Origin of the sequence: Mesorhizobium sp. WSM4313 (assembly GCF_002294725.1) — a bacterium.
GTDB lineage: Bacteria > Pseudomonadota > Alphaproteobacteria > Rhizobiales > Rhizobiaceae > Mesorhizobium.
On the sequence record NZ_NSFT01000001.1, the window covers coordinates 148,793 to 160,931 of the forward strand.

10 protein-coding genes are annotated in these 12,139 nt (G+C 63.8%); 5 read left to right on the top strand and 5 right to left on the bottom strand.

Annotation, left to right across the window (positions count from 1 at the left end):
• The first annotated feature begins 1 nt into the window (after position 1).
• The 4 genes from CK219_RS00810 (at position 2) to CK219_RS00825 (ending at position 2,880) form a co-directional block, all read left to right on the top strand.
• The gene (locus CK219_RS00810; protein WP_095765542.1) at positions 2 to 1,405 is read left to right on the top strand and encodes an FAD-binding oxidoreductase; all 1,404 of its coding nucleotides are present in this window, start codon (positions 2 to 4) and stop codon (positions 1,403 to 1,405) included.
• Entirely contained in the window at positions 1,405 to 1,986 is a 582-nt protein-coding gene (locus CK219_RS00815) for an NAD(P)H-dependent oxidoreductase (RefSeq protein WP_176476898.1), read from the top strand. Before CK219_RS00810 ends, CK219_RS00815 begins: the two co-directional genes overlap by 1 nt.
• Positions 1,986 to 2,573, top strand: coding sequence for an NAD(P)H-dependent oxidoreductase (locus CK219_RS00820; protein WP_095764900.1), 588 nt, complete (start codon positions 1,986 to 1,988; stop codon positions 2,571 to 2,573). Before CK219_RS00815 ends, CK219_RS00820 begins: the two co-directional genes overlap by 1 nt.
• A gap of 73 nt (positions 2,574 to 2,646) precedes the next feature.
• Entirely contained in the window at positions 2,647 to 2,880 is a 234-nt protein-coding gene (locus tag CK219_RS00825; protein WP_095764901.1) for a hypothetical protein, read from the top strand.
• Positions 2,881 to 2,986: 106 nt separating this feature from the next.
• On the opposite strand, the gene CK219_RS00830 is transcribed toward CK219_RS00825, so the two are convergent.
• From CK219_RS00830 to CK219_RS00845, 4 genes are all read right to left on the bottom strand, one after another.
• Entirely contained in the window at positions 2,987 to 5,434 is a 2,448-nt protein-coding gene (locus CK219_RS00830) for an FAD-dependent oxidoreductase (RefSeq protein WP_095764902.1), read from the bottom strand.
• Positions 5,431 to 6,612: a pyridoxal phosphate-dependent aminotransferase gene (locus CK219_RS00835; protein ID WP_095764903.1), complete on the bottom strand. Its 1,182-nt coding sequence runs from the start codon at positions 6,610 to 6,612 to the stop codon at positions 5,431 to 5,433. Before CK219_RS00835 ends, CK219_RS00830 begins: the two co-directional genes overlap by 4 nt.
• Positions 6,612 to 9,065: an FAD-dependent oxidoreductase gene (locus CK219_RS00840; protein ID WP_095764904.1), complete on the bottom strand. Its 2,454-nt coding sequence runs from the start codon at positions 9,063 to 9,065 to the stop codon at positions 6,612 to 6,614. Before CK219_RS00840 ends, CK219_RS00835 begins: the two co-directional genes overlap by 1 nt.
• A gap of 98 nt (positions 9,066 to 9,163) precedes the next feature.
• Positions 9,164 to 9,751, bottom strand: coding sequence for an XRE family transcriptional regulator (locus CK219_RS00845; protein ID WP_224600936.1), 588 nt, complete (start codon positions 9,749 to 9,751; stop codon positions 9,164 to 9,166).
• Positions 9,752 to 9,983: 232 nt separating this feature from the next.
• Between CK219_RS00845 and CK219_RS00850 the strand changes: the two genes are divergently transcribed.
• Positions 9,984 to 10,688 carry a nitroreductase gene (locus CK219_RS00850; protein WP_095764905.1) on the top strand — a complete coding sequence of 235 codons (705 nt, stop codon included), beginning with the start codon at positions 9,984 to 9,986 and terminating at the stop codon, positions 10,686 to 10,688.
• A 14-nt stretch (positions 10,689 to 10,702) separates the two neighbouring features.
• Here CK219_RS00850 and CK219_RS00855 read toward each other — a convergent pair whose 3' ends face one another.
• On the bottom strand, positions 10,703 to 12,085 hold the full coding sequence (locus CK219_RS00855) for an MFS transporter (protein WP_245340357.1): 1,383 nt from the start codon (positions 12,083 to 12,085) through the stop codon (positions 10,703 to 10,705).
• Positions 12,086 to 12,139: the final 54 nt, after the last annotated feature.

Below are 12,139 nucleotides of genomic sequence, written 5' to 3' on the forward strand. Positions count from 1 at the left end.
GATGGATATCGCAGCGCTGAAGCGCGATCTCGACGGGATCAAGCTCGACGACCATCCGGCCATCGTCCAGCAGAAGAGCCGCGACTTCTACTGGTACAGCCCGGTGCTGAAGGCGCAACTCGATCACATCAAAGGCGACCTGATCGTCACGCCGAAGAACGAAGATGAAGTCATCCGCGCGCTTGCCGCATGCCACAGGCACGGCGTTCCGGTGACGCCGCGCGGCAGCGGCACCGGCAATTATGGGCAGGCGATGCCGCTGTCGGGCGGCGTGGTGCTGAACCTCGCCGAGATGAACGAGATCAAGACGATCGCGCCGGGGCGGGTGGTGACCGGGCCGGGCGCGGTGCTGGCCGACATCGACAAGGCGACGCGGGCGCATTCCGGACAGGAGCTGAGGCTCTCGCCCTCGACCTACAACACCGCCTCGATCGGCGGCTTCATCGCTGGCGGTTCGGGCGGCGTCGGCTCGATCAATTTCGGCGGCTTGCGCGATTTCGGCAATGTGCTGCGGCTGCGCGTCGTCACCATGGAGGCCGAGCCCAAGGCGCTCGAGCTCACCGGCGAGGACCTGCACAAGGTGACGCATGCCTATGGCACCAACGGCATTATCACCGAGGTCGAGATGCCGCTGACCGCCGCCTATGATTGGATCGACGTTATCGTCGGCTTCGACAAATTCATGGGTGCAGCCCGCTACGGCAACGCGCTTGCCTGCCAGGACGGCATCCTGACCAAGCTGATCACGCCGATCGCCGCACCCGTGCCGCAGCTCTATTTCAAGCGGCACCAGAAATTCCTGCGCGAGGGGCAAAGCATTTGCGTCGTCATGGTCGCGAAGCATGGGCTCGACGCCTTCCTGGCCTTCACCCGGCGCGCCGGCGGCGAGGTCATCTTCAATGCGGCGACCGCGACGGACGAGGACAAGAAGGGCCTGCCGCCGGCCTATGAGCTTGCCTGGAACCACACGACCCTGCGCGCACTGCGCGTCGACCCGTCGATCACCTATCTGCAGTCGCTCTATCCGTTCCCCAACCAGCTGGCGCTGGTCGAGAAGATGGACGCGATGTTCACGGGCGAGGTGTTCTCGCATCTGGAATTCGTGCGGCTCGACGGCAACATCACCTGCTTCGGCCTGCCGCTGGTCAAGTTCACCACCGAGGCGCGGCTCAACGAAATCATCCGCCTGCATGAGGAGAATGGCTGCCCGATCTTCAACCCGCACCGCTACACGCTGGAAGAGGGCGGCATGAAGCAGACCGACGAGTTCCAGCTTGCCTTCAAGCGCCAGACCGATCCGCAAGGGCTGCTCAATCCCGGCAAGATGATCGCCTGGGAAAACCCGGACTATGATTATCGCTCCGGCCGCACGTTTCTGTTCAAGGGATTGCAGAAGGCGGGGTGATGAAAATCCTCGTGCTCTACGCTCATCCGGTGGAGACCAGCTTCAACGCCGGCCTGCACGAGACGATCGTCGAGCGGCTCGCCGCGTCGGGGCATGCGGTCGACGACTGCGACCTCTATGCCGAGGATTTCGATCCAAGGCTGACACGCGCCGAGCGGCTCGGCTACCACGAGCCGCGCGGGCCGGACGACGCGGTCGCCGGCTATGTCGAAAGGCTGAAGAATGCCGAAGCGCTGGTGCTGTCGTTTCCGGTCTGGAACTATGGCTATCCGGCGATCCTGAAAGGTTTTTTCGACCGCGTCTTCCTGCCCGGCGTGTCGTTCAAGCTGGTCGACGGCAAAGTGCAGCCGACATTGCACAACATCCGCAAGCTCGCGGCCATCACCACCTATGGCGGCAGCCGCTTTCGCGCCATGCTGATGGGCGATCCGCCGCGCAAGATCGTCAAGCGCATGCTGCGGGCGACCATCAAGCCAGGCGCTCCTGTCTCCTATCTCGCGCATTATTCGATGAACCTCTCCACCGAGGAGACGCGCAAAGTCTTCATGGCGAAGGTCGCGGCGACGATGGACGCCTTCTGATGCGCGTGCTGGTGGTCTATTGCCATCCGGTGCCGGAAAGCTATTGCGCGGCGATCCGCGACCTGGCGGTGGAGGTGCTGAAAGGACGTGGCTGGGACGTGCGGCTGCTCGACCTCTATGCCGAGAATTTCGACCCTGTGATGAGTTGCGAGGAGCGGCGCTTCTACAATGATCGCGCGCCGGAAGATCCTGCGCTGACGCCGCATTTCGAACATCTGCAATGGGCGCAGGCGATCCTCTTCATCTATCCGACCTGGTGGTACGGGTTGCCGGCGATGCTGAAGGGCTGGTTCGACCGCGTGTGGGCGACCGACATCGCCTTCAAGCTACCAGCCGGCAAGGGGCGGATCACGTCGCTGATGCGGCACGTCACCAAGGTCGGCGTCATCACCACCTGCGGCGCGCCGACCTGGTGGAGCGTGGTCGTCGGCCAGCCGGGACGCAAGACGATTTTACGCGGCATGCGGGCGCTATGCGCCACGCGCTGCAAGACGTTTTTCCTGGCGCACTATTTGATGGATGCCTCGACACCGAAGAGCAGGGCGGGGTTTCTGGTCAAAGTCCGCAGGACGCTTGAGCGGTTTTAGGGGGCCTTCAGCTATCCTGCGGGATTGTGGCGAACGCCTTTTTTTATGCGGAAATGAAGTGCATAATAAGGGCATGACCAAGCTTTTCGAGCATGCAGTCCAACGTGTTCGCACCTTGCCTCCTGAATTGCAGGACGAGTACGCACGTGTCCTCTTGCGCCTCGCGGGTGAAGTGGGGGACGAACCTATTCACCAACTGAGCCGAGAGGAAAAAGCCTCGCTCGCAATGTCCCGAGCGCAGGCTGCGCGTGGTGAATTTGCAACCGACGAGGAAGTCCGTGCTGTTTGGGCGAAGCACGGCCTGTGAAGCTTCGTTACACGCCGGCGGCGTTAGCCGTCAACCATGCCGGACAAGTAATAGCGACTCTTGGTCACGCCTGCGGGCAATCCTGCCCGAAGCCGCGAGAGGAAAGCTACATCCTCACCCGTTCCGCCTTCGGATCATACATCGGCTTCAGCGAGGCTTCCGCCGTGAAACGCTCGCCGGCGATCTCCACCTCATAGGATGAGCCCAGCACATCCGCCTCGCTCTCGCCTTGGCAAGGCACATAGCCAAGCCCGATCGCGCCGCCGAGATGGTGGCCGTAATTGCCTGATGTGATCGGGCCGACGATCTTGCCGTCGCGCAGGATGGCCTCGTTGTGGAAGAGCAGGGGCTGCGCGTCCTTCAGGCGAAACTGCACCAGCCGGCGTGACAGGCCGGCTTCCTTCTTCCTGAGCACCGCCTCGCGGCCGATGAAACCGGCTTTGCTCGTCTTCACCGCAAAGCCGAGGCCCGCCTCCAGCACATTGTCCTCGTCGGTGATGTCGTGGCCGAAATGGCGGAAGGCCTTTTCAATGCGGCAGGAATCCAGCGTATGCAGGCCGCAGAGTTTCAGGCCGACATCGGCGCCGGCTTCGGTGATCTCCTCAAAGACATGGGCGGCCTGCTCGGTCGAGACATAGAATTCCCAGCCAAGCTCGCCGACATAGGTGACCCGGTGGGCGCGGGCGAGACCCATCCCGATCTCGATCTCCTGGAAAGTGCCGAACGGATTAGTCTCGTTGGAAAAATCGTTCGGGCTGACCTTCTGGATCAGTTTTCGCGCCTCCGGACCCATGACGCAGATCACGGCTTCGGCGGCGGTGACGTCGGTGATGACGACGAACTCGTCGGCGACATGCTTTCTCAGCCAGGCGAAGTCGCGCTGCAGCGTGGCACCCGGCACGACCAGGAAATAGGCCGTATCCGAAAGCCGCGTCACGGTGAGGTCGCTCTCGATGCCGCCGCGCTGGTTGAGCATCTGCGTGTAGACGATCTTGCCCGGCGCCACGTCCATGTCGTTGGCGCAGAGCCGCTGCAGGAAGGCGCAGGCATCGCGACCCTCGACGCGGATCTTGCCGAAGGAAGTCATGTCGAACAGGCCGACGCCGTTGCGCACCGCGAGATGTTCCTCGCGCTGGTTGTCGAACCAGTTCTGCCGCTTCCAGGAATAGCGGTATTCGCGCTCCTGGCCTTCGCGCGCGAACCAGTTGGCGCGCTCCCAGCCCGCCACCTCGCCGAAGACGGCGCCGCGCGCCTTCAGGTGCTCGTGCAAGGGCGAGCGGCGCACGCCGCGCGAGGTCGCCATCTGGCGATAGGGGAAATGGTCGGCATAGAGCAGGCCGAGCGTTTCGGAGACGCGCTCCTTGAGGTAGCGGCGGTTCTTCTGGAAAGGCTGGGCGCGGCGGATATCGACCTCCCACAGGTCGAAGGGCGCCTCGCCGTCATTGATCCATTGCGCCAGCGCCATGCCGGCGCCGCCGGAGGAGACGATGCCGATCGAGTTATAGCCCGTCGCCATCCAGTAGCCGGAAAGCTCCGGCGCCTCGCCGAGATAATAGCGGTCGTCCGGCGTGAAACTCTCCGGGCCGTTGAAGAAGGTATGGATGCCGGCGGTGCCCAGCATCGGCATGCGGTTAACGCCCATTTCGAGGATGGGCTCGAAATGGTCCATGTCCTCGGGCAACTGGTCGAAGCAGAAATCCTCGCGGATGCCGTCCATGCCCCAGGGCTTCGCCACCGGCTCGAAGGCGCCGAGCATCATCTTGCCGGCGTCCTCCTTGTAGTAGGCGCACTCGTCCGGCACGCGCAGCACCGGCAGGCGGGAGAGGCCGGGGATCGGCTCGGTGACGAGATAGAAATGCTCGCAGGCATGCAGCGGGATGGTAACGCCGTTCTGCCGACCCAACTCGCGCGCCCACATGCCGGCGCAGTTGACGACGATGTCGGTCTCGATCGTGCCTTGCTCCTGGCCCTGCGCCCAGGAGACGCCGCAGACTCGACCGTTCTTGGTATGGACCTTGGTGACCTTCATATTCTCGATGATCGTCGCACCGCGCTGGCGCGCGCCCTTGGCCAGCGCCATGGCGATGTTGGCGGGATCGCACTGGCCGTCGAGCGGCAAATGCACGGCGCCAACCACATCCGAGACGTTGAGATGCGGGTACATCTCCTTGACCTCGGGCGGCGAAATCTCGCGCACGTCGACATCGAAGGCGCGGGCGAGTGAAGCCTGCCTATAGATCTCGTGCTTGCGCTCCTCGGTCAGCGCGACAGTGATCGAGCCGACCTGGCGCATGCCGGTGCCGACATCGGTCTCAGCCTCGAGCTTGACGTAGAGATCGGCCGAATATTTCGCCAGCCGCGTCATGTTCTGGGAGCCGCGCAACTGGCCGATCAGCCCGGCCGCATGCCAGGTGGTGCCTGAGGTGAGCTGCTTGCGCTCCAAGAGCACGATGTCGGTCCAGCCGAGCTTAGCCAGATGATAGGCGACCGAGCAGCCGGAGACGCCGCCGCCGATGATTACCGCGCGGGCTTTGGCCGGGATGGTCTTGGTCATGCGGCCTCGCGGCGATAGTTGGAAGCGAAGCGGCGAACGCGAAGCGCTGCTTCCTTGAGGATGGATTCGGGCTGGCAGAGGCTGATGCGGATGTGGCCGGCGGCGGCTTCGCCGAAGCTCGATCCGGGCATCACGCCGACCTTTTCCTCGTCGAGCAGCGCCCAGGCGAATTTCTCGTCGTCGGGTTCGACCGCGGAGACATCGAGCATGATGTACATGCCGCCTTCGGAGCCGCGCACGGTGACTTCGTTGGCTCCGCGTATGGCATCGAGGAAGATCGCGCGCCGCGCGGCGTAACGCTCGGCGATATCCTTCACGCCATAGTGGTTTTCAAGCGCCTCGGCGCAAGCGATGGAGATGAAGGCTGGCAGGCCGTAGGTCGTGACCAGATTGAGGTCGGTCATCAGCGCGATCATCGCTTTCGGCCCGGTCAGCCAGCCCATGCGCCAGCCGGTCATGCCGTGGCTCTTCGACATGGAGTTGATGACCAGGGTGCGCTCGGCCATACCGGGCAGCGAGCGCGGCGAGATGTGCTCGCCGCCGCCGAGCGTCCAGTAGACCTCGTCCGACAGCAGCCAGAGATCGTGCTCCTTGCAGATTTCGGCCAGCCGTTCGAGCCGTTCGCGCGAATAGACGGCACCGGTCGGGTTGTTCGGCGTGTTGATCAGGATGGCGCGGGTGTTGGGCTTGAGCGCGGCGCGGATCATGTCTGCGCGAGGTTGAAATCCATCTTCGGCCGGTGTCTCGACCACCGTGAAGCTGGCGCCCGCGGCGCTGAAGGTGTTGGGGTAGGTGGCGTAGTAAGGCGCGACTACAATGGCGTGGTCGCCTGGGTCGAGCACGCCCTGCACGGCGGCGTAAAGCGCTGCCTGGCCGCCAGGCGTGGCGATGACCTCGTCGGGTTCCGTGAGGATGCCGGCGCAAACGGTCGCGGCGGCGGCCATCGCCTTGCGCAGGCGCGGCAGGCCGGGCAGCGGCGTGTAGTGATGGTTGCTGCCGCGCACGGCGCTCACGCAGGCTTCGATGGTTTCCGACGGCGTGTCGAAATCATGGTCGCCGACCGAGAGCACAATGATGTCTTCGCCGGCCTGCTTGCGATTCCAGGCGGCGAAATGGACCTCCCAGCCGTCCTTGCCGGAAGGCACGATACCGGTAATGCGTTTTGATGGCTTCGGCATCAGGCTCTCAACCTCTCATTCTTCGGATCCCACAGCGGCTCGTCGTTCTGGACGATGGCCTTGAAGCGATCGCCAAAAATCTCGACCTCGACCGCCGTGCCCGGCTCCGTGAGATCCGTGCGCAGCATGCCGAGCACGATCGACTTGCCGACGCGGTGGCCCCAGCCGCCCGACGTCGTCTCGCCGACGATCGTGCCCTCATGCCAGAGCGTCGACATATAGGGTGCGTCGCAGTCGCCGGGGTTCTCGACAACCAAAGTGACGAAGCGCTTCTTCACGCCCTGCTGCTTCTCGTTGAGGAGAGCCGCCTTGCCGCGGAAGTCTGGCTTGTCCCATTTGACGAAGCGCTCCAGGCCGCCCTGCAGGATCGAATAGTCGGTCGAGAGGTCGCCCTTCCAGGTGCGGTAGCCTTTTTCCAGCCGCAGCGAATCCAGCGCATACATGCCGAAGGGTTTCAGCCCGTGCTTCCGGCCGGCGGCCCAGACGGCGTCGAAGACGGTCGCCGTGTCTGCGACCTTGGTGTGGATCTCCCAGCCGAGCTCGCCGGCGAAGGAGACGCGCACCAGCTTCGCCCAGCGCCCGGCAATGGTTGTTTCCTGATGCGTCAGCCAGGGCAGCGTCAGGTCGGCGTCGCAGACTTCGGCCAGGATTTTTCGCGAATTCGGGCCGGTCAGAATCTGCGTCGAAAATTCCTCCGTACGGTCGGTCAGCGTGAAGGCCGCATCGGCGGGCATGCGCGACTGCAGCCATTCGAAATCGTGCCACTGCGCCACCGCGGCAGTGATCAGCGTCATCTGATCCTCGCCATGGCGCACCACCGACATTTCGGTGACGATGCGGCCCTTGTCGTCGGCGAAATAGACGAGGCCGATGCGACCGGGTTTCGGCACAAGGCCGGTGACCTGCAAGGCCAGCCAATCGGCCGCGCCCGGACCTTCGAGGTTGAAACGCGAGAAGCCGGGCAGGTCGAGGATACCGGCGGCGTCGCGCACGGCAAGGCATTCCTCGCGCACGCGCTGCTGCCACGGGCCGTCGCGGCGGAAGGTGAGGGTAGACTCTTCGGAAGTATCATCGCCGGGTTGTGCGTACCAAGTCGCGCGCTCCCAGCCATTATAGGCGTCGAACTGGCCGCCCAGCGCCTTGATGCGATCATGCAGCGGCGACAGCTTGCGGTCGCGCCCCTCCGGCCAGGCATGGCGCGGGAACTGGATGGCGTATTCGTTGCCGTAGATTTCCATGCCCTTGGCGACGCAATAGTCGGGCGCCGAGGCGAAGCTGGTGAAACGGCGCGGATCGCAGGACCACATATCCCATTCGGTCTGGCCTTCGGTGACCCATTCGGCCAGCACCTTGCCGGCGCCGCCGCCTTGCGCGATGCCGAAGGTGAAGACGCAGGCCTCGAAGGCGTTCGGCACGCCGGGCATCGGCCCGATCAGCGGATTGCCGTCCGGCGCGTAAGGAATCGGGCCGTTGATCACCTTGGAGAGGCCGGCGGTGCCGAGGATCGGCACGCGGGCGACGGCGTCGGCCAGGTAATGCTCGAGGCGGTCGAGATCGTCGGGGAAGAGCTGGAAGGAGAAATCCTCCGGCATCGGATCGTTGTGGGTCGCCCAATGCGCGCGGCAATTGCGCTCATAGGGGCCGAGATTCATGCCGCTCTTTTCCTGGCGCAAGTAATAGGACGTGTCGACGTCGCGCAGCAGCGGCAGCTTGTGGCCCTGTTCCTTCGTCCACGCGGCAAGCTCGGGGATTTCCTCGAACAATATGTACTGATGACTCATCACCATCATCGGCACGTCGCGCCCAAACATCTTGCCGACTTCGGCGGCGCGGTAGCCGGCCGCATTGATGACGATCTCGCAGCGGATCTCGCCTTGCGGGGTGGCGATCACCCATTCGCCGTTCTCGCGGCGCACGCCGGTGACCGGGCAGAAGCGGATGATCTTGGCGCCCATGTCACGCGCGCCTTTGGCCAGCGCCTGGGTCAGCTGAGCCGGGTCGATGTCGCCGTCGCTCGGATCATAGAGCGCGCCCTTCAACTCATGCGTCTCGATGAAGGGATAGCGGCGCTTGATCTCGTCGAGGCCGACGACGTCGATATCCATTCCCTGGTAGCGGCCCATGCCCTTGGCGCGCTGGAATTCCTGCATGCGCTCCTTGGTATGGGCGAGCCGGAGCGAGCCGGTTACATGGTAGTTCATCGGATAATCGACCGCTTCGGCCAGACCCCGGTAAAGCTCGGTCGAGTAGCGCTGCATGTTCATCAGCGACCAGGACGAGGAGAAGGTCGGCACGTTGCCGGCGGCATGCCAGGTCGAGCCTGAGGTCAGCTCGTTTTTTTCCAGAAGCACGCAATCGGTCCAGCCCGCCTTGCAGAGGTGATAGAGCGAGGAGGTGCCGACGACGCCGCCTCCGATGATCACCACGCGTGCCGTGGTCGGCAAACCGGCCATTTCTTCCTCCAGAGTCTCAGCGCTTCGCGCTTCGATTTTTGTTTTTGATGCATGTCGTTATCCCAAAACCGCTTCGCACTTTTGGTTGACATGCATTGTCAGTATACCGGTGGCGAAACCACCCAGATGACCACTGCCGGCTCGGCGCCGGGATTGCGCCAGCGGAACGGCTTGCCCTCGAAGCGGAACGAGTCGCCTTCGCCGAGACGATGCCAGACGCCGTCGATCTCGATCTCGAATGTGCCCGACGCGACATAGCCCGCTTCTTCCGTCGGGCGGCGCGTTTCTGTTTCCAGCTCCGCGCCCGGCGCGAACACCGAGCGCAGCATCTCGAAGCTACCGCCGAGATCGGGCGACAGAAGCTCCTCCACCAGGCCGGATTCGCTTGTGCCAAGCGAACGGCGGCTGCCGGCGCGCACGACCACGCCGCGTTCCTGCTCGACAGGCGCGTCATGGCTGAAGAACAGGCTGATCGGAACATCGAAGAGGCTGGCGAATGCCCGCAAGTCACCCAGCGAGGGAACCGAGAGGCCGCGCTCGACCTGGCTGACCCAGCCGACCGACCGACCGAGCTTGAGGGCGATCTCGGCCAGTGTGAGGCCGCGCGCCTTGCGAAGCGCACGGATGTCGCCGGCCAGCAGCCGGTCGCCATTGTCCTGCTCCGATCTGGCAGTAGTCGAGCTCAAGCGTATCTCGTGAAAAAATCTATGTAAATTTCATGAAGCGGTAAAGTCATGAAAAAATCAAGGGGATTTTCATACCCCGCAAGATTTACTTGCGCGATTTTTGAGGTTGAGGCAAAGCCACGATCACGAACGGCGAGTGGGGACGTCCGGTCGGGGACCAATACAGTTTAGTGTCTGCGGATGGTCGCCATGGAACCGGTTGCAGTTCCGGCCATGCGCGAAGGGACGGCCCATGCTGGAGAAGAATAGCCGAATCGCCATGGACGCGGCGATCGTCGACGATGCGATCCTGTCGCGCCGGTCGGTGCGCGCGTTTCTGCCCGATATGGTCGATGACGACACGATCCGCGCGATCCTGGCGGTCGCCGCGCGCGCGCCGTCGGGCACCAACATGCAGCCCTGGCGCGTCTATGTGACCAAGGGCGAGGTCAAGCAGCGCATCAGCGATGCCATCCTCAATTCCGGCATCCGTGCCGAAAAGGCGGAGTGGGACGAGTACCGCTACTATCCCGACCAGTTCTTCGAACCATATCTCACCCGCCGCCGCGCCAACGGCTTCGGGCTCTATGGCGTGCTGGGCATCGGCCGCCGCGAGGTCGACAGGATGCGCGCCCAACACGACCGCAATTTCATTTTCTTCGACGCTCCGGTCGGCATGATCTTCACGATCGACCGGAGGCTGAACCAAGGGTCGTGGATCGACTACGGCATGTTCCTGCAGAACATCATGGTCGCGGCGCGAGGCAGGGGACTGCATACCTGCCCGCAGGCGGCCTTTGCGCCCTATCACCGTCAGATCAGGCCGGTGCTCGATATTCCCGACGAAGAGATCGTCGTCTGCGGCATGGCGTTGGGCTATGAGGACACATCCAAGCCGGAGAACGAGTTTCGCACCGACCGCGCGCCGCTCGAGGACTGGGTGACGTTCGCGAAGTAGCGTCGGCTGAGGCGTCAGTCGGTGCTCATATGCGCGCCATGGCCGCTGACACGGGCGCCATCCTGCGGCGTCAGCCTCAGATAGGCCGACAGCGCGCAAAGGGTGATCAATCCTTCTATGACGAACAGGATGCGGTAGTCGTTGATGCCGGCCTTGCCGCCGCCGGCAAGCAGCGCCAGCAGCGCGGCCGCGAGGCCGACGCTGATCGCCACCGCCAGCTGCCACAGGATGTAATAGAGCGCGCTGAAGCGCGCGAGCTGCTCCGGCGCGATGTCCGAATAGGAGAGATTGCCGGTCGAGGCCCATTGCACCGAGCGGAAGACGCCGAAGACGAAAATATAGGCAAGCACGATCCATGCCGGCAGGCTCTCCTGCATCAAGGCGAAGCCCGCGACCAGCAAAGCGACGATCGGCGTATTGGTGACCAGCACGCGCTTGAAGCCGAAACGGTTCAAAAGGCGCGGCATAAAGAAGCGCATGATCAACGACCCGATCGCGGCCACGAAGGTCAGCGATCCCGCCTGCACGGCGCTCATGCCGAAGCCGAGCTGGAACATCAGCGGCAAGAGGAAGACCACCGAGCTCAGCCCGATGGTGTCGAGGCCGCCGCCCGTCAGGAAGGAGATGCGGAAGGTGCGGATGCGCAAGAGATTGAGGTCGAGCAGCGGATTGCGCGCGCGCAGGCAGTAGAAGGCGGCAACCGTCAGGATGACGATCGCCAGGCCGAGCTCAAGCGCCATGCTGCTTGCGGCCACATCTTTCGCAGCGACCGAATCCATGCCGAAGACCAGCAGCGTCATGCCGCAGCCGACGAGCAGGAAGCCTGGCAAATCGAACGGCGTGCGCACCGGCTTGGTCGTCGTCGGAAACAGGGAGGCGGCCAGCAGCGCCGCGGTCAGCGCGATCGGGATGTTGATGTAGAAGATCCAGCGCCAGGAGACGTAAGTGGTGAGCGCGCCACCGACGAGCGGCCCGACCAGCGGCCCGGATTGGCCGGCGAGCGAAATGTACATGTTGATCTTCAGCGTGCGGTCGCGCGGGAAGCTCGACAGGATCACGACCTGACCAAGCGTGCCCATCAGCGCGCCGCCGCAGCCTTGCAGGGCGCGCGAGCCGACCAGCATCCAGATGTTTTCCGAAAGGCCGCACAAGGCCGAGGCGCCGGCGAAGACGAGCAGCGCGAAGCAATAGACATTGCGCAGCCCAAAACGGTCGGCCAGCCAGCCGCCGAGCGGCATGGTGACGATGAGGCTGGCGACATAGACGGTGATCAAAAGGCCAAGCTGGCTTGGCGGCCGGTCGAGGCTCTCGCCGATGCCGGGCAGCGCGGTGACCACGACGTTCTGGTCGAGACTGGTCATGAACACGCCGCAAGCGACGGTTGCCGGCAACAGCATCGACGGACCCTCCGCCGGAGCAAAGCGGGTCGTGGCCGTCGCCGAAGTCTCAAC

Coding starts and splice junctions, on each gene's coding strand:
- CK219_RS00855 (WP_245340357.1), bottom strand. CDS start 12,085: ATGCTGTTGCCGGCAACCGTCGCTTGCGGCGTGTTCATGACCAGTCTC.
- CK219_RS00820 (WP_095764900.1), top strand. CDS start 1,986: ATGCGCGTGCTGGTGGTCTATTGCCATCCGGTGCCGGAAAGCTATTGC.
- CK219_RS00835 (WP_095764903.1), bottom strand. CDS start 6,612: ATGCCGAAGCCATCAAAACGCATTACCGGTATCGTGCCTTCCGGCAAG.
- CK219_RS00850 (WP_095764905.1), top strand. CDS start 9,984: ATGCTGGAGAAGAATAGCCGAATCGCCATGGACGCGGCGATCGTCGAC.
- CK219_RS00830 (WP_095764902.1), bottom strand. CDS start 5,434: ATGACCAAGACCATCCCGGCCAAAGCCCGCGCGGTAATCATCGGCGGC.
- CK219_RS00840 (WP_095764904.1), bottom strand. CDS start 9,065: ATGGCCGGTTTGCCGACCACGGCACGCGTGGTGATCATCGGAGGCGGC.
- CK219_RS00815 (WP_176476898.1), top strand. CDS start 1,405: ATGAAAATCCTCGTGCTCTACGCTCATCCGGTGGAGACCAGCTTCAAC.
- CK219_RS00825 (WP_095764901.1), top strand. CDS start 2,647: ATGACCAAGCTTTTCGAGCATGCAGTCCAACGTGTTCGCACCTTGCCT.
- CK219_RS00810 (WP_095765542.1), top strand. CDS start 2: ATGGATATCGCAGCGCTGAAGCGCGATCTCGACGGGATCAAGCTCGAC.